Here is a 25045-nt window from a genome sequence, read left to right on the forward strand (position 1 = left end):
CGGGACTCACACGACCCGCGTGGCCCCCGCGAACGGCATCTCGTCGATCGGGGCGATCCGTACCGGGGCCGACGGGTTGGGCGCGTGGATCATCTGTCCGTTGCCGATGTAGATGCCGACGTGACTGATGCCCGAGTAGAAGAACACCAGGTCGCCGGGTTGCAGTTCGGAGCGGGACACGCGCTGCCCGGCGTTGATCTGGGCGTAGGTGGTGCGGGGGATGGAGACGCCTGCGGAGCGGTAGGCGGCCTGGGCGAGGCCCGAGCAGTCGAAGGCGTCGGGACCGGTCGCGCCCCAGACGTAGGGGCTGCCGAGCTTCGAGTAGGCGTACGCGACGGCGGCCGCGGCGCGGGAGTCAGGGGCGGCGACGCTGCCGGCGGCCAGCGGGACGCGGGCGTCCGGCGCGGAACGCGAGGCACGTCCGGTGCCGTCGTCCGCCGTCACCGCCGCCCGCTGCCCCGGCGAGAGCTGTGACAGCAGCCGCCGGGCCTCGCCGAGCTTGCCGGTGACGGCGGCCTTCTGCTGCTTCAGCTCGGCCTGCCGGGACCGCAGCGAGGTCAGTTCCAGATGCGCCGCGCCGCGCAACTGCTCGATCTCCCGCAGCTGCCCGCGCACCCGCGCCACCGCACCGGCCTGCCGGTCGCCGGCCCGTTCGGCGAACGCCGCGTCGTCCAGGTACCGGTCGGGGTCGCTGGACAGCGCCAGCTGCCAGGCCGGGTCGATGCCGCCGTCGCGGTACTGCGCGGCCGCTATCGAACCGAGCGCGTCCCGGGCGGAGTTGAACTTCGCCTGGGCGCGGGCCGTCTCGTCCTGCAGCGACCTGAGCCGCCGCTGGGCCGTGTCGGCCCTGTCCCTCGCTCCGTCGTACTTCTGGGTGGCCGTCTCGGCCTCCTGGTACAGCTGGTCCACCTTGGCCTTCACCTGCGCCGGTGTCAGTTGCGGCTCGGCGATTCCGGTTCCTTCGAAAGCCGTCGCGGTGGCCGCGCCCGCCAGGGCGAGGGTGGCGGCCGTGCGGGCCGTGTTGCCGCTGAGCGAGCGCTGTCGGGGCTTGCGGTGCGCTGCCACCTGGACTGTCCCGTCCTTTCGTACGACCGCGGGAGAGCGCGGATTGCGCGTCCGGCGGCGGCCCGCACAGGGGGAACGGGCCGCCGCCGGACATTCTCGGCGGTGGTGTCCGACTGCCGCCCTTGGCCTGGACGGCGGTGGGGAGTCGGTCACCTGGGGGAGGACGCTAGGCCCGGGTGTGTCGGCCGGGTAACGCGATGCACGGAATTGGCGTGACCGGATCGTTACCCGACGGTATGTGAACGGGATTCCGGTCCGGAGCCGTCGGCTTCCCGGGGCGGGATGACCGAAGGGACGGTTCCGGGGCTGGCGGGGGGCACGGGGTGCTATGGGGTGCATATATGCGGTGCGCCGGGCGTGAAGGGAGGGGCCGGTGACCGGCGCCCCGGACGGCCCTGATTAGGCTCCGGGGCCATGGACGTACTCATCCATCTCTTCGTCGGCCTGCACATCATCGGCATCGCCGCGCTCCTCGGCGGCTTCCTCACCCAGATGAAGGCGATGGGCCAGGGCACGGCCCGGTTCGTCCCCGGGATGCTGCACGGCGCTTTCACCATGCTCGCGACCGGCGTGATCCTGGTCGGTCTCAACGAGGCCGACGGCCACCACGTCAACACCGTCAAGATCGGCCTGAAGCTCGCCCTGCTGATCGTGATCCTCGGGCTCGTCTATGTGAAGCGGGACGACGAGAAGGTGGAGAAGGGCGCATTCGGCCTGGTGGGCCTGCTCACGGTGGTGAACATCTTCATCGCCGTCCTGTGGACGTGATCCTCGGCCGCCCTTCCTGAGGCCGGCACGGGCTTTCGCCACCGCGCCGGCCGCCGCCGGCGCCACCCGGGACACGGCGTCCGCCCCCGCCAGGGAGGGCCGGCCGCGGCACGGACGGGGCACGCGCGCGTGCGACCCGAAAACCGCGCGGTCGCGCGACAGGGACGCGAACACGCGCGGTGGGCCGCGGGCCGACACGGGCCGAGGTGAGCCGACTCGGGGCGAGGTGAGCCGACTCGGGGCGCCGCGGGGCGTCAGGGGTGGTGGGCGTCCTGGTGGATCAGGCCGGGCGGACCACGCTGTGGATGATGGACTCGCCTCCGTAGTAGATGGACTCCTCCCGGACGTATGCGCCGGGCTTCGGGGCGTGGATCATCATGCCGTCGCCGATGTAGATGCCGACGTGGCTGACGTCGTCGTAGAAGAAGACCAGGTCGCCGGGCCGGGCGTCGGCGAGGGGGACGGCGGTGCCCGCGTTCACCTGGTCGTAGGTGGTGCGTGGCAGGGAGACGCCCGCGGCCTTCCAGGCGGCCTGGGAGAGCCCGGAGCAGTCGTAGGAGCCGGGGCCGGTGGCGCCCCAGACGTACGGCTTGCCGATCTGCGCGCGGGCGAAGGCGATCGCCTTGGCGGCCTTCGTGGCATAGGCCGAGCCGGAGGCGGAACCGGTCGACGCCGAGGACGACGACGTCTCCTGGTCCGCTGCCGCGGCCTGCTGCTTCGCCAGCTCCGCCGCCTTGCGGGCGGCCGCCTCCTCCTGTCGCTTCTCGATCGCCGCCAGCCGGGCCTTCTCGGCGGCCGTCAGCTGCGACAGCAGCTCCCGCGCGGAGGCCAGCTTCGTCTGGACGGTGGTCTTGGCGGTCTTGAGGTCGTCCTGCGTCTCGGTGAGCGTCTCCAGGCTCCGGGCGGCCTCCTGGCGCTTCTCCATGGTCGCGGACTGCTGCGTGACGTAGTCGTCGACCGCGCCCTTCTGGCGCGAGGTCAGCCGGCTCATCAGCTGTGTCTGGTCGAAGTAGTCCTGGGGACTGTCCGCGAGCAGGAAGGTCGCCGTGTCGGGGGCGGCGGCCCCGGTCCGGTACTGGGCCGCGGCGAACGAACCCAGTTCCGCACGCGCCGTGTTCAGCCGGTCCGTGCGCCGGGCGACGTCGTCGAGCAGGGTGTCGACCTGCTTGCGCTGCTTGCCGGTCCGCTCCTTGGCCGCGTTGTACTTCTCGGTCGCCGACTCGGCCTGCCGGTAGAGGGCGTCGACCTTCTTCTCGACCTCCTCCAGGCTCGGCTTGCCGTCCTCGGGAGGCGCGGCCTCGGCCGTCTGGGAGAACAGGGCCATGGAGGTGAGGGCGGCGGTGGCCAGCGCGGGGGTGCGTATGCCCGCCGCGCGCGTTCCTGACGGCCGGGACTTGCGGTGCGACGCCAACGGAGGCGACTCCTTCCACGTTCCGCCTACCGAGTTAGCTGTCGGGTTCGGGCGGGTGGTTCGGAAGGGTTGCCCTACGGTCCGCTCCCCGGAGGGGAGTCGGGACCGATTCACCCCGGGATCGGTGTGGGTCCCCGGCTCCGGATGCGCTGCGGCGCCCCGGACTCGGCGGAGGCCGTGCGGCCCGGCGATGTTCGCCGGTGGGGGTCGTACGGCCTGTCCGGCACGCTAACCAACTCGTGTGGCCTCTGTGAAGGTTGATGTGCGATATGCCCGATACATTTTCGTGACCTTGTTGTGAGCGCTCGTTCTGGCGGGGTTATTCGGTAGGGAACGGGTTGTTTGTGTCGATGGGTGCCGGTGGCTCGTGGTGGGCGCGTGCGGCCCGGTGGTGCGCGTCGACCTGCCGTGACGGAGTGGAAGCGGTCGGTCACCCGGGCGAGTTTTCGGGGTGGCGGCCGGTTGTCGGTGGGGCGCCCTAGACTCGGAGAGCGATGAGCAGCCTCTTTGACGACAGCTTCCTGGCGAGCCTCCAGGCCCCCCGCGGCCATGACGAGGAACCCCCGCCACCGCCCGAGGACGAGCACGCTCCGGAGCCGGTTCCGGACGATCTGTTCGGCGGGAAGTTCGACCTGCCCCCGGACCGGGACGCCTACTACCGCGACGGCGCCGCCCGCCCGGCCCTGGATCCGGCCGCGCTCCTGGACGGGCTGAACGACAACCAGCGGGCGGCCGTCGTGCACGCCGGCTCCCCGCTGCTCATCGTGGCCGGCGCCGGCTCCGGCAAGACGCGCGTGCTCACCCACCGCATCGCCCACCTGCTCGGCGCCCGCCAGGTGCACCCGGGCCAGATCCTCGCGATCACCTTCACCAACAAGGCCGCGGGCGAGATGAAGGAGCGGGTCGAGCACCTCGTCGGCCCGCGCGCGAACGCGATGTGGGTGATGACCTTCCACAGCGCGTGCGTGCGGATCCTGCGCCGGGAGAGCAAGAAGCTCGGCTTCACCTCCTCCTTCTCGATCTACGACGCGGCCGACTCCAAGCGCCTGATGGCCCTGGTCTGCCGCGACCTGGACCTCGACCCCAAGCGCTACCCGCCGAAGTCCTTCAGCGCCAAGGTCAGCAACCTGAAGAACGAGCTGATCGACGAGGAGGACTTCGCGGCCCAGGCCACCGACGGCTTCGAGAAGACCCTCGCCCAGGCCTACGCCATGTACCAGTCACGGCTGCGCGAGGCGAACGCCCTCGACTTCGACGACCTGATCATGACGACGGTCAACCTGCTGCGCGCCTTCCCGGACGTCGCCGAGCACTACCGCCGCCGCTTCCGGCACGTCCTGGTCGACGAGTACCAGGACACCAACCACGCCCAGTACGCGCTGGTGCGCGAGCTCGTCGGCACCGGCGAGCCCGACCTGCCCCCCGCCGAGCTCTGTGTCGTCGGCGACGCCGACCAGTCGATCTACGCCTTCCGCGGCGCGACGATCCGCAACATCCTCCAGTTCGAGGAGGACTACCCGAACGCGACGACGATCCTGCTGGAGCAGAACTACCGCTCCACTCAGACGATCCTCTCCGCCGCCAACGCGGTCATCGAGCGCAACGAGTCCCGCCGCCCGAAGAACCTGTGGACCAACGCGGGCGCGGGCGCGCAGATCACCGGCTACGTCGCCGACACCGAGCACGACGAGGCGCAGTTCGTCGCCGAGGAGATAGACCGGCTCACGGACGCGGGCGAGGCGAAGGCGGGCGATGTCGCCGTCTTCTACCGCACCAACGCCCAGTCCCGTGTCTTCGAGGAGATCTTCATCCGCGTCGGCCTGCCCTACAAGGTGGTCGGCGGCGTCCGCTTCTACGAGCGCAAGGAGGTCCGGGACGTCCTGGCCTACCTGCGGGTGCTGGCCAACCCGGAGGACTCCGTCCCGCTCCGGCGCATCCTCAACGTCCCCAAGCGCGGGATCGGCGACCGCGCGGAGGCGATGATCGACGCCCTCTCGCAGCGCGAGAAGATCAGCTTCCCGCAGGCGCTCAAGCGCGTCGACGAGGCGTACGGCATGGCCGCGCGGTCGACGAACGCGGTCAAGCGGTTCAACACGCTGATGGAGGACCTCCGTACGGTAGTGGAGTCCGGCGCCGGGCCTGCCACCGTCCTGGAGGCGATCTACGAACGCACCGGATACCTGGCCGAGTTGCAGAACTCGACGGACCCGCAGGACGAGACCCGCATCGAGAACCTCCAGGAACTCGCCTCCGTGGCGCTGGAGTTCGAGCAGGAGTCGGGCGAGGGCGAGGAGCCGGCCGGGCTCGCCGCCTTCCTGGAGCGGGTGGCCCTGGTCGCCGACTCCGACCAGATCCCCGACGACGACGAGAACGGCGACGGCGTCATCACCCTGATGACCCTGCACACCGCCAAGGGCCTCGAGTTCCCGGTGGTGTTCCTGACCGGCATGGAGGACGGCGTCTTCCCGCACATGCGCGCCCTCGGCCAGACCAAGGAACTGGAGGAGGAGCGGCGCCTCGCCTACGTCGGCATCACGCGCGCACGGGAGCGGCTGTACCTCACCCGGTCCTCGATGCGCAGTGCCTGGGGCCAGCCGTCGTACAACCCGGCCTCGCGCTTCCTGGAGGAGATCCCGGGCGCCTATCTGGAGTGGAAGCGGACCGGGGCGATGGCGCCGGTCTCCGCGGGGCCCGCGGCGGGCGTGGCGGCCTCGCTCTCCTCGACCCGCTCGCGCTCCTCGGCGTCGGGTGCGTCCGGCTTCGCCACCCGGCGGAGCGCGGAGAAGCCGGTGGTCTCGGTGGCCGTCGGCGACCGCGTCACCCACGACCAGTTCGGCCTCGGCACGGTCGTCGCGGTGAAGGGCACGGGGGCGAACGCGGAGGCGACGATCGACTTCGGCGACACCAAGCCGAAGCGGCTGCTGCTGCGCTACGCGCCGGTGGAGAAGCTGTAGTACCACCGGGCCCCGCCGCGGCGGGGCCCGCAGGTACCGGCCGGGTCAGGTCGGGTCGAGCCCGTGGCTGCGCAGCCACGGCAGCGGGTCTATGGCGGCGCCTCCGGCCGGCCGCACCTCGAAGTGCAGGTGCGGTCCTGTCGAGTTCCCGGAGTTCCCGGAGTACGCGATCGGATCGCCGGCCTTGACCGTCGTACCGGCGGCGACGCGGTACGACGAGAGGTGGCAGTACCACGTCTCCGTGCCGTCCTTCGCCGTCACGATCATCATGTTGCCGTAGGCGCTGTTCCACTTGGTGGAGACGACGCCGTCGGTCGCGGCCATGACCGTCGTCCCGTAGGAGACGGGGAAGTCGATGCCCGTGTGGACGGACATCCAGTTCACGCCGGCCTGGCCGAAGTAGGCGCTGAGCCCCTTCTGGGTGACCGGAAGGACGTACTTGGGACGCAGCCGCTCCTTGCGGGCCGCCTCCGCCGCCGCCTTCTTCTTCTCGGACTCCTGCTGGGCCTTGAGGTCGATCCGCTCCTGCGTCCGGCTGGCCCGGTCGGCGAAGTCGTCGGCACCCGCCGAGAGCGTCCTGAGCTGGGCGTCCAGCTTGCTGTTGGCGGCGGACGGTTTCACCGACTGCGCGTCCGAGGCGGAGGCCGTGGTGTCCTTGCCGTCGTCGGTCAGGCTGTTGACGGAGGCGGCCGCGATCCCGGCGACCCCCATCACGCACACGGAGGGCACGGCGACGGTCAGCAGCGCGGACCGCTTGGGAGGCGTACGGCGGCGGGAACGCGCCCCGGCGCGGGATCCGGCGCGGGTCGTCGCCGACGGCGTGACCGGGGCGATCTCTTCCTGGTCGTCCAGCAGTGGCGTTACTTCAGGGAGTTCACCGGTGGACGCCAATTCCCCGTCGTCCGGGAAGCTCTCCGTGGACTCCTCGAACTCCCGGAACTCGCCGGTCTCCTCGAACTCCCCGTAGGGAGGCTCGTGTCCGGGTTCGGCGGTCTGGGCCGGGGTGCCGTCGGAGTTCCACTGCGTGGCGTCGTACACGCCGCTGTCGAACGCCTGGGTGCCCCACTCCCACTGCTGGGTCGCACCCGCCGGGCCCGACTGGTCGGGCTGGAGCCAGGCGCTCGCGTCCCAGTGGCCGCTGGTGTCGGCGACCGTCTCCTGCGCCGGCGCCGGGACGGTCCACGCGGTGCTGTCGTAGGCGCCGGAGTCGTAGACGGCGTGGTGCTGGGCCGCGTACGGGTCGTAGTTCAGGGTCTGGCCGCCGGCCGTCTGCCACTGCGTGGCGTCGTAGGCGCCGGAGGTCTGGCCCTGGTCCGGGAGGCTGCCGAAGAGCGGATCGCTGTGGAACGAGGCATCGGCGGCGGTGTGGTCGCCGTACGTGGTGAAGTCGCCGTACTGGGCTTCCTGGGTGCCGTACGACGCGTAGTGCGCCGGATCGGCGTCGGAAGCCGGAGCCGGGGTGGTCATGGTCCCCGACGGGTGACGGTCGTTCACCAACTTCTCTTTCGCCTCGACAACAGGGGCTGCCAGAGCAGTGCGGCGACTGTACCCGGCGGTATACGGGCGCGACAATCTTCAACAGGTTTCGCTGTTTCGGGAAACGGGCATTCGGCCGTGTTTCGGGGGACGACGGGCGCGAGTTTGGCCTTGTGTTCGATGATTGTTCGAGGAAGTGGCCTCCGTCGGACCTCCGCCGGACCTCCGTCAGGCCTCCGTCAGGCCACCGTCAGGCCGCCCGTGATCCGCTCCTCCGGGTGGGTCTCGTCGAGGGCCTGTCGTATGCCGGTCGCGATCGCCGGGTGGACGGGCAGGGCGAGGTGGCCGATCCCGGTCACCCGCACGTTCGTCGCCAGGAGGTCCGGGTGGTCGATACGGGCCGTCTCCACCGGCTCCATCACCGAGTCCAGGTCGCTCCAGAAGCTCACGAACCGGGTGCGGCAGCCGGGCGCGGGCCGGGCCAGCTCCTCGATCACCTCCGAACCGGGACGCATCTGCCGCACGATCGGATGCGCGTCCGCGAGCGGCGCCACCCGGGTCCCGGAGTGCGGGGTGCCGAGCGTCACCAGGGTGCGGACGCGCAGGTCACCGCCGAGGCACTGGACGTAGTAGCGCGCGATCAGTCCGCCCAGGCTGTGCCCGACGATGTCGACCCGGCCGCTGCCGGTGCGCTCGCAGATCTCCTCCAGATGCCGGCCGAGCAACTCGGCCGCGGTACGGATGTCGCAGGTCAGCGGCGAGTAGTTGAGCGACTCGACGCGCTGGCCGCCGTGCTGGGCGAGGGAACGGCGCAGCAGCACGAAGACCGAGCGGTTGTCGATGAAGCCGTGCAGCAGCACCACCGGCGGGGCCGCCCGGACCGGCAGCCGGGCCGGGCCGTCGTCGGGCTCCGCGGACGGCGCGGGCGGCCCCGCCGGGCGGCGCTCCGGGGTGAGGCCGGTCGGGTAGAGCAGCAGGTGTCCGGCGAGGATCGCGGCCTCCAGGGCCGTCGACTTCAGGAGGGCCAGCGACAGACCGGCGAGTCTGCTGGGCAGGAGGCGGCGGCAGAACGGGAGAAAAGGGTCCAGTGCCTCGGTGACCTTCATCGGCCGACCTCCTGTCGGCACGCCGAGGACGGCTCCGTCCCCCGTGTGCCCTCGTGGGGAGGCCGGGCGGAGGCGGCGGGGGTGGCGGGATGCGGCGACATGCCGCGTCGTGGGCCCGTACTGCCCCGCGGACCACGCTGCGGCTCCCTGACGTGTCCCGCTGTGTGTGATTTCCCCCTCTGTAACCTCCGCGAAACTGCCGGTTGCGGGATGCTGGAGATAACGTTCGTTCACTTGAGACGGGTGGCGGAACGCGTCGAATGTGGGGTACTTCTCGGTACGGATGGATGTTGGCGTGTTCGTTCCATGGTCATGGAGGCAGTGATGGGTGTGGCAGCCGGTCCGATCCGTGTGGTGGTGGCCAAACCGGGGCTCGACGGCCACGACCGCGGTGCCAAGGTCATCGCGCGGGCACTGCGCGACGCGGGCATGGAGGTCATCTACACCGGGCTCCACCAGACGCCGGAACAGATCGTCGACACGGCCGTCCAGGAGGACGCCGACGCCATCGGCCTCTCCATCCTCTCCGGCGCCCACAACACCCTGTTCGCCGCGGTCATCGACCTCCTCAAGCAGCGTGACGCCGAGGACATCCTCGTCTTCGGCGGCGGCATCATCCCCGAGGACGACATCGCTCCCCTCAAGGAGAAGGGCGTCGCCGCGATCTTCACGCCGGGGGCGACGACGGTGTCGATCGTGGAGTGGGTCCGGGAGAACGTCCGGCAGCCGACGGAGGCGTAGGCCGCGTTCGCGGGGGGCCGACTTTTTTTGGGGGGCGGGGCGTGTGTCGTCGGCTGCGGCGCCGTCGTGGCTTGTCGCGCAGTTCCCCGCGCCCCTTACGGGGCGGGTGTGTCGAGTTCCGCGAGCATGGCCGCCCGGAGTCTCAGGGTGGTCACCAGGCGTTGGAAGGCTTCCGCCCAGTAGCCGCCGGCTCCCGGTGACGCGTCCTCGCGCTCGTCCGGGACGGCGAGGAGCGCGTCCAGGCGGCCGGCCTCCGCGGGGTCCAGGCAGCGTTCGGCCAGGCCCATCACCCCGCTGAAGCTCCACGGGTAACTGCCCGCGTCCCGCGCGATGTTGAGGGCGTCCACCACGGACCGGCCGAGCGGTCCGGACCACGGTACGGCGCACATGCCGAGCAGCTGGAACGCCTCCGACAGACCGTGCGCCCCGATGAAACCGGCCACCCAGTCGGCCCGCTCCGCGCCCTCCAGCGTCCCCAGCAGCTTGGCCCGCTCGGCCAGGGACACCGCGCCCGGACCGCCCGCCTCCGGTGCCGCCGGGACCCCGAGCAGCGCTCTCGCCCACTCGGCGTCCCGCTGCCGTACGGCGGCCCGGCACCAGGCCGCGTGCAGCTCGCCCTGCCAGCCGTCCGCCACCGGCAGTGCCACGATCTCCCCGGGGGTACGGCCACCGAGCCGGGCCGGCCAGGTGGTGAGCGGGGCCGCCTCCACCAACTGCGCCAGCCACCACGACCGTTCGCCGCGCCCGGCCGGCGGTTTGGCCACGACGCCGTCGCGCTCCATCCCCGGGTCGCACTCCGGCGGGGCCTCCACCGCGACCACCGGCCCGTCCCCGGTGCGGTCGACCGCCACGCACACCCCGGCCCGCACCGCCATCCGCCCGGCGAGCGCCGAGCCGGGCAGCGCGGACAGCAGCTCCGCCGCCGTCGTCCGCACGTTGCGGCTCCGGTCCGACAGCGCCTGTTCCAGGAACGGCTCGTCCCCGGCGGCCAGGCCCGTGCGCAGCGAGTCGAGGAACATCAGCCGGTCCTCGGCCCGCTCCGTCGCCCAGGTCCCGGCCAGCAGCTCGCGCGCAGCCTCGGGCGCACGGGCCCGCAGGGCGGCCAGCAGCGCGACCCGCTCGGCGAACAGCCCCTCCTGCCACAACTGCCTTGTCCCCTCGGCGTCCTCGGGGCCGGGCAGGGTCGTGCCGCCGCCCGGGGCCGCGCGCAGGGCGAACCGCCAGTCCTGGTTGAGCCGGGCCAGCCACAGGGCGCGCGGTCCGGCGAAGGCCAGTGCGGCGGGCCGCAGGTCGGTACGGCCCCGGGCCGCGTCCAGCAGCGCGGGCAGGCTCTGCGGGGGTGCGGCGAACCCGCGTGCGTTGGCCGCGGCGAGCCACTGCGGCAGCAGCTCCATCAGGTCGGGCGAGCTGCCCCGGCGGCCGCCGGGAGCGGTCCCCGGGCGGTCGGAGAGCAGCATCGCCAGCCGGTGTGCCGCGCTGGCCGGCAGCGCGGGGCGCGGATCGGCGGGGGCCGGCTCGGGGCGGCGCGCGGCGCGGGCCGGACGCAGCCCGGCCCGTCGTCGTACGGTCGCCACGGCCGCCTCGTCCAGCAGGGCCGCGGGAGCCTCGCGGCGCGGTCCGCCGGTCGTCGGCGGGCGCCGGTCCGTGCCCAGCAGCGCCGTGGTGACGAGATCTTCCCAAGCGGTCACGGGGTTCCCTTTCCGCGAGTGCGGTGAGTCTGGCGAGTCGGTTGGGTACGGGGCGGCGGTGTCGGGTCGGTTCGGGTGCCAGCGGTGGGCGGTGGGCGGTGGTCGGTGAGCGGTGAGCGGTGGGTGGCCGGGTGCGGGTGCGTCGGGGCTGGTCGCGCAGTTCCCCGCGCCCCTCGAACGGCGGCTGCGCCGCCTGGAACGGTGGCTGCGCCGCCTGGAACGGTGGCTGTGCCGCCCCGAATGGTGGCTGCCCTGCCCGGAACGGTTGTTGTGCCGCCCCGAATGGTGGCTGTGCCGCCCCGGACGGTGGTTGTGCCGCCCCGGACGCGGCTGTCGCTTGCGGGCGGTGGTTGCGCTGCGTGCCGGTGGGTGGCTGCGCCGGCCCTGGGTTGGTCGGAGTGCGACGCGGATCGGGGGCCGGGCGGGTCAGCACAGCGGTACCGCCTCGCGTCAGCACAGCGGTACCGCCTCGCCCGCCTTCTCCGGCCAGGCCGTCAGCGGGGTGAAGCCGCGGTGGCCGCACTCGCCGAAGACCGTGACCGGGGCGCCGCCCGAGAGCGCGACCAGCCGCCACAGACCCGGCCCGGAACGGGCGGCGGGAGCCAGGGGCAGCGCCGACTCGCCCTCCGCGTCCGCCAGCTGCCAGGAGTCGCCGTCCGGGACGGGCACGACCCGGTCCAGTGTCACCGGCACCGACTCCAGCCACGGATCGTCGCGCAGCGCCTCCCCGTACCGGGCCACGGCCTGTGCCGTCGGCACGCCCGGTGGCCGTATCGACAGGGGCACGGGGGCCGCGAACCGGTCGCCCAGCGTCGCCCGGTGCCGGCCCGCGCCCGGATAGGCGGACAGCTCCGCCTCCAGGGCGAGGCCGACCGGCAGCGCCAGCTCGGGGGCGCGGCCGGCCGCGCCGTAGGAGAGCAGCAGTGCGGTACGGCCCGAGTCGGCGCCGTGCAGCCAGATCCGGCGGGTCGTCAGCTTCGCGTCCGCCGTGTCGTACTGGGCGAGGACCAGCCAGCGGTCACGCACCGGCGGGCCGTCCGCGGGGGCGGGCAGGCCGACACGGGAGCGGACCGTGGCCGCGAGGCCCGCCGGGAGCCGGTCACGGTGCAGCCAGCCCTGGTCGAGGAGGTGAAGCAGCGCGCACTCCTCCAGGAGCCGCACCGGCCAGCCCGGACCGGAGCCCGGTATTGCCCCCAACTCCCGCACCCGGCCCGCCAGTCCGGGGGCCTGGGCGTCCACCATGCGGGCCGCGGTCTCCTCCCACAGCCCGTACCCCGCCTGCTCGGCCGTGGCCAGGCCGCCGCGCAGCAGGTCGGACAGGCGCTGCTCCAACTCGGTGGCGCCCGCCGTGATCCGCTCGGCCCGCTTCTCCGCCCGGCGCCGGGCCGCCTCGGGATCGGCGGCGGCCGGGGAACTCCCGCCGTCCGCCGACCGTTTGTCCTCCGCGCGCCTGCGTCTGCCCGCGATCCACTGCTCGGCCCAGTCCGGCGGCTGCCGCGCCGCCGGCACCGAGTCCTCCTCACCCGCCCAGAGCAGCAGCAGTCCGAGGGCGTGCTTGCAGGGGAACTTCCGGCTCGGGCAACTGCACTTGTAGGCGGGACCCGCCGGGTCGGCGATGTCCACGATCGTCTGGTACGGCTTGCTGCCGCTGCCCTTGCACAGCCCCCATACCGTCCCCTCCTCGCAACTCCCGGTCCCGGACCACGGTCCCGCCGCTCCGAGTCTGCTTCCCGCTTTGCGTGACGCGGCGTCAGGCGCCAAGGCCAGCACCTGGTCCGCACTCCAGCGCACCCCCTGCTGAGTCATGTCATCGAAGGTAGATCCCGCCACTGACAATCGCCCCAGCGGGCGCGTCTGTGCAGGTCAGAGCGATTGTCAGTGGCGTGGTGCACGGTGGACACCAGATCCGAACCGGCCGAGCTGGAGGGGGCCTCAGCCATGACTGTGTCCGTGGAGACGACCGACCCGACGACGACCGAGGGCGCGTTGCGGCCGCACGCCGAGCACGCCTTCGCCGCCGAGCTGGCCGCGCTGGCCGCGCAGGACGACCGGCCCCGCCCGGCCCGCTGGAAGCTGTCGCCGTGGGCGGTGGCCACCTATCTGCTCGGCGGCACACTGCCGGACGGCACGGTGATCTCGCCGAAGTACGTCGGCCCGCGCCGCATCGTCGAGGTCGCCGTCACCACCCTCGCCACCGACCGCGCCCTGCTCCTGCTCGGCGTGCCCGGCACCGCCAAGACCTGGGTCTCCGAGCACCTGGCGGCCGCCGTCAGCGGCGACTCGACGCTGCTCGTGCAGGGCACGGCCGGCACCCCGGAGGAGGCGATCCGCTACGGCTGGAACTACGCGCAGCTGCTGGCGCACGGCCCGAGCCGGGACGCCCTGGTGCCCAGCCCGGTCATGCGGGCCATGGCGGACGGGATGACGGCGAGAGTGGAGGAGCTGACCCGGATCCCCGCCGACGTGCAGGACACCCTGATCACGATCCTGTCCGAGAAGACCCTGCCCATTCCCGAGCTGGGCCAGGAGGTGCAGGCGGTCCGGGGCTTCAACCTGATCGCCACCGCCAACGACCGCGACCGGGGCGTCAACGACCTCTCCAGCGCGCTGCGCCGCCGCTTCAACACCGTGGTGCTGCCGCTGCCGGAGAGCCCGGACGCCGAGGTGGACATCGTCGCGCGCCGCGTCGACCAGATCGGCCGCTCCCTGGACCTGCCCGCCGTGCCCGACGGCATCGCGGAGATCCGCCGGGTGGTCACCGTCTTCCGCGAGCTGCGCGACGGCGTCACCGCCGACGGCCGCACCAAGCTCAAGTCGCCGAGCGGCACGCTCTCCACCGCCGAGGCGATCTCCGTGGTCACCAACGGTCTGGCCCTGGCCGCCCACTTCGGGGACGGCGTGCTGCGGGCCGGCGACATCGCGGCCGGCATCCTCGGGGCCGTCGTCCGCGACCCGGCCGCCGACCGGGTCATCTGGCAGGAGTACCTGGAGACGGTGGTCCGCGAGCGGGACGGCTGGAAGGACTTCTACCGTGCCTGCCGTGAGGTGAGCGTATGAGCGACGACACGGCGTGGCGGCGGTCGCCCGGTCCCGGGCCGCTGCTGCTGGGGGTACGGCACCACGGGCCCGGCTCGGCGCGGGCGGTGCGGGCCGCGCTGGACGCCGCACGGCCGCGGGCGGTGCTGATCGAGGGACCGCCCGAGGCCGACACGCTGATCCCGTTGGCCGCCGACCCGGAGATGCGGCCACCGGTCGCGCTCCTCGCGCACGCCGTGGACGAGCCCGGCCGCTCGGCGTTCTGGCCGCTGGCCGACTTCAGCCCCGAGTGGGTGGCCATCCGCTGGGCGCTGGAGCACCGGGTCCCGGCCCGCTTCATCGACCTGCCGGCCACGCACACGCTGGCCTGGGGGAGGGAAGAGGGAACCGCGACCGCGACTCCGGAGGCCGACGGCGAGGCGGCAGACACCGACGGGGCGGATGCCGGCGGCGCTGACACCGACGGGGCGGCTGCCGATGCCGGGCGGCAACTGCGTGTGGACCCGCTCGCCGCCCTCGCCGCCGCTGCCGGTTACGACGATGCCGAGCGCTGGTGGGAGGACGTCGTCGAGCACCGCGGCGGCCCCGGCGAGCGGGACGCGTTCGCGCCGTTCGCCGCGGTGGCGGAGGCGATGGGGGCGCTGCGGGAGACGTACGGCGCCGGTGGCCGTGACCGGGATCCCGTGCGGGAGGCGTACATGCGTCTCCGACTACGCTCCGCCCAGCGGGAGTTCGGGGAGCAGGTCGCGGTGGTGTGCGGCGCGTGGCACGTGCCGGCGCTGCGCGCGAGGAGCACCGTCGCGGCCGACAGGGACCTGCTGAAGGGGCTGCCCAAGGTCAGGACGGACATGACCTGGGTGCCGTGGACCAACCGCCGGCTGGCCCGGGCGAGCGGCTACGGCGCGGGCATCGACTCGCCGGGCTGGTACGGCCACCTGTTCCGGGCCCCGGACCGCCCGGTCGAGCGGTGGCTCACCAAGGTCGCCGGACTGCTCCGCGAGGAGGACCGGATCGTCTCCTCGGCCCATGTCATCGAGGCGGTACGGCTGGCCGAGACGCTCGCGGTGATGCGCGGCCGCCCGCTGCCCGGTCTCGGGGAGACGACCGACGCGGTGCGGGCGGTGCTGTGCGAGGGCTCGGACGTGCCGCTGGCGCTGGTGCACGACCGGCTGGTGGTCGGGGACGTGCTGGGGGAGGTGCCGGAGGCGGCGCCCGCGGTGCCGTTGCAGCGGGACCTGGGCCGGGAGCAGCGCAGGCTCAGGCTCAAGCCGGAGGCGCTGGAGCGGGAACTGGAGCTCGACCTGCGCAAGGAGACCGACGCCGGGCGCAGCAGGCTGCTGCACCGGCTGCGGCTGCTCGGTGTCGGCTGGGGCGAGCCGGTGCGGTCGCGGGGGAGCACGGGCACGTTCCGGGAGACCTGGCGGCTGCGCTGGGAGCCGGAGCTGTCGGTGCGGGTGGCCGAGGCCGGGGTGTGGGGGACCACCGTAGAGGGCGCCGCGACGGCCAGGGCAGAAGGCGACGCGCTGCACGCGAGCGCCCTCGCCGAGGTCACCGGGCTCGCCGAGCACTGCCTGCTCGCCGGGCTGCCGGACGCGCTGCCGGTGGTGATGCGGGTGCTCGCCGACCGGGCCGCGCTGGACACGGACGTCGGCCGACTCGCCCAGGCCCTGCCGGCCCTGGTCCGCTCCCTGCGCTACGGCGACGTCCGGGGCACCGGCACCGAGGCGCTCGCCGAGGTCGCCGCGGGCCTCGCCGAGCGGGTCTTCGTCGGCCTCCCGCCGGCCTGCGCCGCCCTCGACCCGGACGCGGCCGAGGAGATGCGCGGCCATGTGGACGCGGTGCACACGGCGGTCGGACTGCTCGCGGAGACCGGAGGCGGGACGGAAACCAGGACCGCGGCGAAGGACCGCGCCAGCGCAGCGAACCCTGCCGCGGCGGAGGCCCGTGCCGGGGCCGAGGACCGTGCCGCGGCGGAGGCCCGTGCCGGGGCCGAGGACCGGACCGGGGCCGAGGACCCTGCCGCGGCCGGGGACCGGGCCGGGATGGTCGCCGGGGGCGGTCGTCGGGATCTTCGGCTTCGCTGGCGGGCCGTGCTGCGCACGTTGTCGGGGCGGGAGACCGTGCCCGGGGTGCTGCGGGGGCGGGCCGTGCGGATTCTGCTGGACGAGGGCGAGCTGGCGGCGGAGGAGGCGGCGCGGCTGATGGGGCTGGTGCTCTCGCCAGGGACCCCGCCGGCGGACGCGGCCGCCTGGATCGAGGGGTTCGTCGGCGGGAGCGGCGGGGGCGGGATGCTGCTGGTGCACGACGAGCGGCTGCTCGGCCTAGTTGACGCATGGCTGACCGGGGTGCCGGTGGAGGCGTTCACGGACGTGCTGCCGCTGCTGCGGCGGACGTTCTCGGTGTACGAGCCGGGGGTGCGCCGGACGATCGGCGAGCTGGTGCGTCGCGGCCCGGGGGAGCGGCTCCACGGGGGAGCGGGGCAGGCGGGCGGGACACCCGGATTCGGCGCCGAGGCGGACGCCGAGCGTGCCGACGCCGTACTGCCGGTGCTGCGCCTGCTGCTCGGCCTCGACGCACCCGATGCGGAGGAACCGGAGAACGACCTTGTGGGGGCGGGGAGATGACCATGGACGCGGCGGACGCGGCGGATGCGGTGGATGCGGTGGAAAGCGGCACCGGAGCCGGTGATCCGGGGCAGGAGCGGCTGCGGCGCTGGCGGCTGGTGCTCGGGGGCGAGGCCGCCGACGGGACCGGGTGCGCGCTGTCCGGGCGGGACGCGGCGATGGACGGGACGCTGACCGCGCTGTACGGCAAAGGGGACAAACCGCAGTCGGGGCGGGAGCGTTCGGCGGGGCTCGGGGCGTCGGCGCCGTCGGTGGCGCGCTGGCTCGGGGACATCCGGACGTACTTCCCGTCCTCCGTCGTCCAGGTCATGCAGCGGGACGCCATCGACCGGCTGGGGCTGGCCTCGCTGCTGCTCGAACCGGAGATGCTGGAGGCGGTGGAGGCGGACGTACACCTGGTCGGCACCCTGCTCTCGCTCAACAAGGCGATGCCGGAGACGACGAAGGAGACGGCACGGGCGGTCGTCCGCAAGGTCGTCGAGGACCTGGAGAAGCGGCTGGCCACCCGTACCCGGGCCACCCTCACCGGCGCGCTCGACCGCAGCGCCCGCATCAGCCGGCCGCGCCACCACGACATCGACTGGAACCGCACGATCTCGGCCAATCTCAAGCACTACCTGCCCGAGTACCGGACGATCGTGCCGGAGCGGCTGATCGGGTACGGGCGGGCGTCGCGGTCGGTGAAGAAGGAAGTGGTGCTCTGCATCGACCAGTCCGGGTCGATGGCCGCGTCGGTTGTGTACGCGTCGGTGTTCGGGGCGGTGCTGGCGTCCATGCGGTCGATCGACACCCGGCTCGTCGTCTTCGACACCGCGGTGGTCGACCTCACCGACCAGCTCGACGACCCGGTGGACGTCCTGTTCGGCACCCAGCTCGGCGGCGGTACGGACATCAACCGGGCGCTGGCGTACTGCCAGTCGCAGATCACCCGGCCGGCGGAGACCGTCGTCGTCCTCATCAGCGACCTCTACGAGGGCGGGATCCGGAACGAGATGCTGAAACGGGTCGCGGCGATGAAGGCGTCGGGGGTGCAGTTCGTGGCGCTGCTCGCGCTGTCGGACGAGGGGGCGCCGGCGTACGACCGGGAACACGCGGCGGCGCTCGCGGCGCTCGGGGCACCGGCGTTCGCCTGCACACCCGACCTCTTCCCCGAGGTGATGGCGGCGGCGATCGAGAAGCGGCCGATTCCGGTGCCGGACACCGTGTGATGCCGCGTCCGGGGGGTGACTTGTCGACTCGGTGAGGACCGGCGCGGGCCGTCAAAACGGACATGAGTGCCCATCGGTATCGGGGGACTTGCGCAACCTCGGGAGTCCCGTGCAAGGATCGAAGTCTCCACTGGTCTTTCACCGGCCTTCACGCCGTCGGGCCACGTCTGCCCTGTTCCGCCGCACGGGAGGGTCCTCCCCGTCTTGACCTCGCCAGCAGTTCTGCCCGGTGCCGCCGTGCGCGTGTCGCGTACGGTGCCGGGCCGGCGCGCGCTGCAACTGGCGCTGCTGGTCGGCGGACTGCTCGCCCTCGGACTCCTCTGCGGGCAACGGGCACAGGCGGCCGAGGGCGCGCCTCCGACTCCGTCACCGGTGTCGGTGGTGACCCAGCAGCTGCCGCCGCGGGACGTGCTGACGCCCCGTCGGGTGCCTGGGGTGCCGGAAGTGCCGGAGGTGCCGGAGGTGCCTCTCGTGACGGTGGCACCGGTGGTGGACAGCGTCCACGAAGTCGTCCGGTCCGTGGCCGAGACGGTGACCGCCACCGTGACCGGGGCGGTGCGGCAGGTGACGCACCTGCCCGTGGTCGTGGTGCAGGTGCCGGAACTTCCCGTCGTCTCCGAGCCGCCGGCCGGGTCGGCCCCGGCACCGGCCCCGGTGACGCCGAAGCCGGCACCCCGGCCCACGCACGCCGGGACGCCGGTCACGCACGACGCCGGACGCGAGAGGTCCCGTACCGAGACCGAGGCGGCGGCGACCACCGCCGTGTCGTACGGGCCGCGGATCACCGCCGTACCCGTCAGGCCCGGCGGGGCGGCGCAGGCCGGCGGCCACCGTGCGGTGCGCGCCGTCGACGCTCCCGCGCACCACGCGCCGCCCGGGGACCCGGACGGCGCGCTGGGCAAGGCGGCGGTCGACGGCACGGCCTCCCGGCACGCCGACGCGCACGTCGTGACCTTCACCGACCGGGCGCCGCTCGGTCTCGCGCCCGGCACCGCCGCGCGCCTCGACGCGGCCGGTACCAGGGACAGGTACCGGGACGTCCCCGTCTTCCCCGGCTAGGACCGGCGACCACCTTCCCCGCCACAGACCTGTCGCGCGGGGGCGGAACAGGTCTGCCCGCCCGTCCGGACCCCCGCGGATCCCCCATCCGGACTCCGTGAACACGCCTCGGTTCCCCTGCCGGGCGCTCCGGGCGGCGATGTCCCCAGCCGTGCTTCCGGCCTCACCGGAAGCTCTCCCGGCTCCGCGGTCGCGTGGTGAACGCGCCGGAGCCCCGAAGGACTGACGCACATATGAACGAGTACATCGGCCGTTCCCTGGTCACAGCCGCCGGCGGGAGCTGGGCGTGGGCGTTCGGCAGGCCCGCAGCGGCCGGCGCCGAGGAACCGCCCGCCGGATCGGGCCGTGCGGCCCGGATCCGCGGCGCCCAGGCCATCCAGGGCGCCCGTGCGGCCCGCGCCGCGACGGCCACGGCCAGGGCACAGGCCACCGCCCGGGACCATGCCCAGGCCCTCCAGAACCGCGCGGCGCACATGCTCGCGGACACCGTCCCCGGCCACCTCCCGTTCCCGTCGGCCGTCACCCCCATGGCCCCGGAGGCCGGCCGTGAGGCGTAGCCGCGGGTGACCGGCTCTCCGTGACTCCGTGGGTGGCCCGGCGCGGGCGGCCGAACGCCGTCGGTCCGTCCGGCCGGAAGCCCACGGTTCGGGCCGGCCCTCCCCCATGGGACGGGGTGCGGCCGCCCGCCCCGAGGACCCGAAATCCTCGGGGCCTGAGGCCTCACCGGGCCAACCCCAGCCCGGTGAGGCCTCGCACATCACACGGAAGGCGGCACGCCGTGCCACCGGAACCGGGGATACCCGGCATCATGTGACAGGTATCACCGCTCAGGTGTGACCCTCGATTTAGGGAGCCCCCGTGAGCGGCGATAATCTGCGAGACGGACATGCCGCGCCCTCGGACACCGTGTGCGCCCCCCTTGTGACTCATGCGGACGTCACGTTGCCCTTCGCGGCACGCCCACGCATCCAACGAACCGCGAGATCACTGATAGGGACGGAAGCGCGTGGACCTGTTCGAGTACCAGGCGAGGGACCTCTTCGCCAAGCACGATGTACCGGTGCTGGCCGGTGAAGTCATCGACACGCCTGAGGCGGCGCGCGCGATCACCGAGCGGCTGGGCGGCAAGTCGGTCGTCAAGGCGCAGGTGAAGGTCGGTGGCCGCGGCAAGGCCGGTGGCGTCAAGCTGGCCGCCTCCGCGGACGAGGCCGTCGCCCGGGCGACGGACATCCTCGGCATGGACATCAAGGGCCACACGGTCCACAAGGTGATGATCGCCGAGACCGCCCCGGAGATCCTCGAGGAGTACTACGTCTCCTTCCTCCTCGACCGTGCCAACCGCACCTTCCTCTCCATCGCGTCCGTCGAGGGCGGCATGGAGATCGAGGAGGTCGCGGCCACCCGTCCGGACGCCGTCGCCCAGACGCCGATCGACGCGATCGACGGTGTGGACCTGGCCAAGGCCAAGGAGATCGTCGCCGCGGCGAAGTTCCCGGCCGAGGTCGCCGACAAGGTCGCCGACGTCCTCGTCACGCTGTGGGACACCTTCATCAAGGAGGACGCCCTCCTCGTCGAGGTGAACCCGCTGGCGAAGGTCGCCTCCGGTGACGTCATCGCCCTGGACGGCAAGGTGTCGCTGGACGACAACGCCGAGTTCCGCCACGCGGACTGGGCGGAGCTCCACGACAAGGCCGCGGCCAACCCGCTGGAGGCCGCCGCCAAGGAGAAGAACCTCAACTACGTCAAGCTCGACGGCGAGGTCGGCATCATCGGCAACGGCGCGGGTCTCGTCATGAGCACCCTGGACGTCGTCGCGTACGCCGGTGAGAACCACGGTGGCGTGAAGCCCGCCAACTTCCTCGACATCGGCGGTGGCGCCTCCGCCCAGGTCATGGCCAACGGCCTGGAGATCATCCTGGGCGACCCCGACGTCAAGTCGGTCTTCGTCAACGTCTTCGGTGGCATCACCGCCTGCGACGAGGTCGCCAACGGCATCGTGCAGGCCCTGAAGCTCCTGGAGGACCGCGGCGAGGACGTCTCCAAGCCGCTCGTCGTCCGCCTCGACGGCAACAACGCCGAGCTGGGCCGCAAGATCCTCACCGACGCGAACCACCCGCTGGTGCAGCGCGTCGACACCATGGACGGTGCGGCCGACAAGGCCGCCGAGCTGGCAAACGCCGCCAAGTAAGCACACAGGACGAGGACAAACACACCATGGCTATCTGGCTCAACAAGGACAGCAAGGTCATCGTCCAGGGCATGACCGGCGCCACTGGCATGAAGCACACCAAGCTCATGCTGAGCGACGGCACCAACGTCGTGGGCGGCGTGAACCCGCGCAAGGCCGGTCAGAAGGTCGACTTCGACGGCACCGAGGTACCGGTCTTCGGCACCGTCAAGGAGGCCATCGAGGCCACCGGCGCCAACGTCTCCGTCATCTTCGTGCCGGAGAAGTTCACCAAGGACGCGGTCGTCGAGGCCATCGACGCCGAGATCCCGCTGGCCGTCGTGATCACCGAGGGCATCGCCGTGCACGACTCGGCGTCGTTCTGGGCGTACGCCGGCAAGAAGGGCAACAAGACCCGGATCATCGGCCCGAACTGCCCCGGCATCATCACCGTCGGCCAGTCCAACGTGGGCATCATCCCGGGCGACATCACCAAGCCGGGCCGTATCGGCCTGGTCTCGAAGTCCGGCACGCTGACGTACCAGATGATGTACGAGCTGCGTGACATCGGCTTCTCGACCGCCGTCGGCATCGGTGGCGACCCGATCATCGGCACCACGCACATCGACGCGCTCGCCGCGTTCGAGGCCGACCCCGACACCGACCTGATCGTGATGATCGGTGAGATCGGCGGCGACGCCGAGGAGCGGGCCGCGGACTTCATCGCGAAGAACGTGACCAAGCCGGTCGTCGGTTACGTCGCGGGCTTCACCGCGCCCGAGGGCAAGACCATGGGCCACGCCGGCGCCATCGTCTCCGGTTCGTCGGGCACCGCCCAGGCGAAGAAGGAGGCCCTGGAGGCCGCGGGCGTCAAGGTCGGCAAGACCCCGACCGAGACGGCGAAGCTGGCCCGCGAGATCCTGGCCGGCTGAACAACGCCATAGAGGTACGCCGGTAGGCCCGTCCCCGGGGTGGGGCGGGCCTACCGGCGTCTCGCTCACCCGCGCCGGCGCGGCTGATGAGAAACGGTCGGGACAGCGCCCCGTAAGGGGCGCGGGGAACTGCGCGAGCAACCCCCACCCACCCGCACCCGAACGACGGCTATCTCGCCACCGGCACCATCCTCTCCGGCCCGCTCTCGGCAGAGCTCCGCAGCTTCGCCTGCAACGCCCGCTCACCCGCCGACAACGGCCCCAGCCCCACCTCCGCCGGTACCCCGCTGATCGCCTGGGCCGGGCCGATCGGCGCCTCGTAGTGCGTCGGCGCCGTCCGCAGCGTGAGGGTCGTCGCCGCGATGATCGTCGCCGTGAAGGCGAGTGCGGACCGGGTCCAGAAGCGTGTCTGCCGCTCGGCGTACGTCCGCACGGCGGGCGGCTGGGACGCCCGCAGCCGCTCCGTCGAGGCCAGTTCGGCGAGCCGCCGGTGCAGCGCGGCGGGGTCGGCGAGCTCCGGCACCCGGCCGGCGACCAGCCGCCGCGCCCGGGTCAGCCGGTTGGCCGCCGCCGGCGTGCTGGCCTCCGTCTCCGCCGCGGTCTCCGGCAGGTCGAGGCCGACCCCGTCGTACAGCAGGAGCGTGCGGCGGTACGTCGTCGGCAGCTTCAGCAGCGCCTCCAGGAGGGCGCGGTCGGCCGCGTCGGCGGGCGGCGGCTCGGGGTGGCGGTAGCGCAGCCGGAAGCGGTGCCACGGGGAGAGCGCGCACTCGTGCGCGACCGCCCGGACCCAGCCGGCCGGATCCCGGTCACGGGCCACCTGTGGCCAGTTCTGCCAGGCGAGTTGGAAGGCCCGCTCGACGGAGTCCTGCGCCAGCTCCCGGCGGCCGGTGAGCAGGTAGGTCTGCCGTACCAGGGCCGGGGCGCAGAACGCGTAGAGCGCGTCGAAGGCCTGAGCGGGCGTCAGGGCGGGGGACGGTCCGGCCTCGTCCGTACGGGCAGGGCTCTGCGTCATCGGGCGCACCTTCCTATGAAAAAACACATAAACATATATTGAGCGACACTTCGGCTGTTCGTCGGTTACGACGGGAAAGCGCGTGTCGTTGGGAGCATGGCGGTCGTGATTCGGAAGACCGCCCGCCGCCAGTCGTTGCTGTCCCGCCGCCCGTCGCTGTCGTCCCGCGGCCCGTCGTTGGCGCCACTGCTCGACCGGGTGCGCGACCGTTCCCCGGGACTGGCCGCGAGCCTGGCGGCCGGTGCGCTCGCGGCCGGGCTCGGGCTGGGCTCGTTCGCCGTCCTGGCGATCGGGCTCTGGGTCAGCTCGCCGTACCCCGACAGCGGTCCGGGCGGCGCGGTGCACGTCGCGGCGGCGTTGTGGCTGCTCGCCCACGGTGTCGAACTGGTCCGCACCGACACGCTGTCCGGGCTGCCGGCCCCGGTCGGGGTGACGCCGTTGCTGCTGTTCGTACCGCCGGCGCTGCTGGTGTACCGGGGCGCACGGGACGCGGTGGACGCGCCGCACGGCGCCGACGGCGCCGCCGACGCGCCGCCGCCGGTCCGCGCCCGTACCGCCTGGACCGGAGTGGTCGCCGGTTACCTCGCGGTCGGCGGCTGCGCCGCGCTCTACGCGTCCGGCGGCGAACTGCGGCCCCGGTGGGTATCGGTGGCGGTGTGTCTGCCGCTGCTCGCGACGGCCGCGGCGGGCGCGGGCGTGTGGGCGGCGTACGGCCGTCCGCGTGAACCGCTGCCGAACCTGGTGCGGATGCTGCCGGGAGCGGTACGGCGGCTGCTGCTCGGGCGCGACACCCGCGTGCGGTGGGCCACGGCCGTCCGCGCCTCGCTGGCCGGTACGGCGGTGTTCTTCGGGGGCGGCACGCTGCTGCTCGCGGTCTCCCTGGTGGCACACGGCGACACGGCACGGGCGTCGTTCCTCCAGCTGACGGAGGGCTGGTCGGGCCGGTGCGCGGTCCTGCTGCTCTGCGTCTCGCTGATCCCGAACGCGGCGGTGTGGTCGGCGTCGTACGCCCTGGGCCCCGGCTTCGCGCTCGGCGCCGGGCATCTCGTGAACCCCCTGGCCTCGGATCCGGCACCGCTGCTCCCGCCCTTCCCGCTGCTGGCGGCGGTACCGCAGCACGGTCCCGGAACCCCGTTGAACTGGCTGGCCGGGACGGTGCCGGTGGCGGCCGGTGCGACCGTGGCGTGGTTCGTGTCGGCGCGGGCGGCCGAGCGGCACTGGCCGGCCGGACGCACGGCCGGGGTGGCCACCCGGGCGGCGCTGCTGTGCGCCCTGCTGCTCGCGGCGCTGGCCGAGCTGACCGGCGGCCCGCTGGGCGTGGGCGCGCTCTCCCGCTTCGGCCCGGTCTGGTGGCAGACCGGCACGGCGACCTGCGGCTGGCTCCTCGCGGTGGCCGTACCGGGAGCCCTGGGGCTGCGGAGGTGGCGGAGCGCGGACGCCGCCTCACTCGCCGCCTGGCTGGGATTCGCGAGCGGAAACCCGGGGGAGGGCCCCGCGTCGGAGAGGGAGAGGGGTGACGCGCAGGGAAGCCGTCCGCGGTCCGCCCCTGCCGGCGCCCCGGCCCCCGCCTCCCTGTCGGCCGCCCCCGCCTCGTACCTGGTCACCGGGCTGCTGCCGGACCAGGGCGAGGGTGACACCTCCGAGCGCTACGAGGCGCTGCCGGCCGAGCCGCACGACGTGCTGCCCGGCGACCGGCTGTCCGGCCCCGACCCCTGGGAGGACGAGGTGGCGCGCCGGGCCCGGCGGACGCTGCGGAAGCTGTCCGAACCGGCGGCCGAGGACACCGACGGTCCCTGAC

Annotated in this window: 18 protein-coding genes and 1 riboswitch; of the genes, 11 read left to right on the plus strand and 7 right to left on the minus strand. The window is 73.2% G+C overall.

Translation table 11 applies throughout. The features are described 5' to 3' along the window. Positions 1–6: 6 nt before the first annotated feature. Positions 7–1065 (minus strand): C40 family peptidase, encoded by a 1059-nt coding sequence (locus tag IEZ11_RS28265; RefSeq protein ID WP_189265722.1) that lies wholly within the window; start codon positions 1063–1065, stop codon positions 7–9. Positions 1066–1479: 414 nt separating this feature from the next. On the opposite strand from IEZ11_RS28265, the gene IEZ11_RS28270 reads away from it, so the two are divergent. Beyond that, on the plus strand, positions 1480–1833 hold the full coding sequence (locus IEZ11_RS28270; RefSeq protein ID WP_189265723.1) for a hypothetical protein: 354 nt from the start codon (positions 1480–1482) through the stop codon (positions 1831–1833). Positions 1834–2113: 280 nt separating this feature from the next. Here IEZ11_RS28270 and IEZ11_RS28275 read toward each other — a convergent pair whose 3' ends face one another. Continuing rightward, positions 2114–3244, minus strand: coding sequence for a C40 family peptidase (locus tag IEZ11_RS28275; RefSeq protein ID WP_189265724.1), 1131 nt, complete (start codon positions 3242–3244; stop codon positions 2114–2116). An 8-nt stretch (positions 3245–3252) separates the two neighbouring features. Continuing rightward, a riboswitch (cyclic di-AMP (ydaO/yuaA leader) is annotated at positions 3253–3411 on the minus strand. Between the two features lie 327 nt (positions 3412–3738). On the opposite strand from IEZ11_RS28275, the gene pcrA reads away from it, so the two are divergent. Then, a complete protein-coding gene (gene pcrA / locus IEZ11_RS28280; protein ID WP_189265725.1) occupies positions 3739–6198 on the plus strand; it encodes a DNA helicase PcrA in 2460 nt (819 codons plus the stop codon). A gap of 45 nt (positions 6199–6243) precedes the next feature. Here the strand turns inward: pcrA and IEZ11_RS28285 are convergent, their stop codons facing one another. After that, positions 6244–7692: a M23 family metallopeptidase gene (locus IEZ11_RS28285; RefSeq protein WP_189265726.1), complete on the minus strand. Its 1449-nt coding sequence runs from the start codon at positions 7690–7692 to the stop codon at positions 6244–6246. Positions 7693–7913: 221 nt separating this feature from the next. After that, a complete protein-coding gene (locus tag IEZ11_RS28290) occupies positions 7914–8780 on the minus strand; it encodes an esterase/lipase family protein (RefSeq protein ID WP_189265727.1) in 867 nt (288 codons plus the stop codon). A gap of 324 nt (positions 8781–9104) precedes the next feature. Here IEZ11_RS28290 and icmB point away from each other — a divergent pair, with 324 nt between their 5' ends. Then, entirely contained in the window at positions 9105–9521 is a 417-nt protein-coding gene (gene icmB, locus IEZ11_RS28295) for a coenzyme B12-dependent isobutyryl CoA mutase small subunit (RefSeq protein ID WP_189265728.1), read from the plus strand. Between the two features lie 95 nt (positions 9522–9616). On the opposite strand, the gene IEZ11_RS28300 is transcribed toward icmB, so the two are convergent. Both IEZ11_RS28300 and IEZ11_RS28305 read right to left on the minus strand, forming a co-directional pair. Further along, positions 9617–11209 (minus strand): DUF5691 domain-containing protein, encoded by a 1593-nt coding sequence (locus tag IEZ11_RS28300; protein ID WP_189265729.1) that lies wholly within the window; start codon positions 11207–11209, stop codon positions 9617–9619. A 450-nt stretch (positions 11210–11659) separates the two neighbouring features. Beyond that, positions 11660–13015 carry an SWIM zinc finger family protein gene (locus tag IEZ11_RS28305; protein ID WP_189265730.1) on the minus strand — a complete coding sequence of 452 codons (1356 nt, stop codon included), beginning with the start codon at positions 13013–13015 and terminating at the stop codon, positions 11660–11662. 132 nt (positions 13016–13147) lie between these two features. On the opposite strand from IEZ11_RS28305, the gene IEZ11_RS28310 reads away from it, so the two are divergent. The 7 genes from IEZ11_RS28310 (at position 13148) to sucD (ending at position 22235) form a co-directional block, all read left to right on the plus strand. Continuing rightward, entirely contained in the window at positions 13148–14266 is a 1119-nt protein-coding gene (locus tag IEZ11_RS28310; protein ID WP_189265731.1) for an ATP-binding protein, read from the plus strand. Then, complete coding sequence (locus tag IEZ11_RS28315) at positions 14263–16869, plus strand: DUF5682 family protein (RefSeq protein ID WP_189265732.1); 2607 nt, start codon at positions 14263–14265, stop codon at positions 16867–16869. Before IEZ11_RS28310 ends, IEZ11_RS28315 begins: the two co-directional genes overlap by 4 nt. A gap of 2 nt (positions 16870–16871) precedes the next feature. Continuing rightward, a complete protein-coding gene (locus IEZ11_RS28320) occupies positions 16872–18077 on the plus strand; it encodes a VWA domain-containing protein (RefSeq protein ID WP_189265733.1) in 1206 nt (401 codons plus the stop codon). Between the two features lie 237 nt (positions 18078–18314). Continuing rightward, positions 18315–19136 carry a hypothetical protein gene (locus IEZ11_RS28325; protein WP_189265734.1) on the plus strand — a complete coding sequence of 274 codons (822 nt, stop codon included), beginning with the start codon at positions 18315–18317 and terminating at the stop codon, positions 19134–19136. A 233-nt stretch (positions 19137–19369) separates the two neighbouring features. After that, complete coding sequence (locus tag IEZ11_RS28330) at positions 19370–19693, plus strand: hypothetical protein (protein WP_189265735.1); 324 nt, start codon at positions 19370–19372, stop codon at positions 19691–19693. Positions 19694–20142: 449 nt separating this feature from the next. Further along, on the plus strand, positions 20143–21324 hold the full coding sequence (gene sucC, locus IEZ11_RS28335) for an ADP-forming succinate--CoA ligase subunit beta (protein ID WP_189265736.1): 1182 nt from the start codon (positions 20143–20145) through the stop codon (positions 21322–21324). Between the two features lie 26 nt (positions 21325–21350). Continuing rightward, entirely contained in the window at positions 21351–22235 is an 885-nt protein-coding gene (gene sucD / locus IEZ11_RS28340; RefSeq protein ID WP_189265737.1) for a succinate--CoA ligase subunit alpha, read from the plus strand. Positions 22236–22404: 169 nt separating this feature from the next. Here the strand turns inward: sucD and IEZ11_RS28345 are convergent, their stop codons facing one another. Beyond that, complete coding sequence (locus IEZ11_RS28345) at positions 22405–23592, minus strand: RNA polymerase sigma factor (RefSeq protein WP_444544940.1); 1188 nt, start codon at positions 23590–23592, stop codon at positions 22405–22407. Between IEZ11_RS28345 and IEZ11_RS28350 the strand changes: the two genes are divergently transcribed. Then, on the plus strand, positions 23587–25044 hold the full coding sequence (locus IEZ11_RS28350; protein WP_444544939.1) for a cell division protein PerM: 1458 nt from the start codon (positions 23587–23589) through the stop codon (positions 25042–25044). The genes IEZ11_RS28345 and IEZ11_RS28350 overlap by 6 nt on opposite strands. The last annotated feature ends 1 nt before the right edge of the window (position 25045 follow it).

Source organism: Streptomyces fuscichromogenes (assembly GCF_014645815.1).
In the GTDB taxonomy this organism is placed as follows: Bacteria; Actinomycetota; Actinomycetes; order Streptomycetales; family Streptomycetaceae; genus Streptomyces; species Streptomyces fuscichromogenes.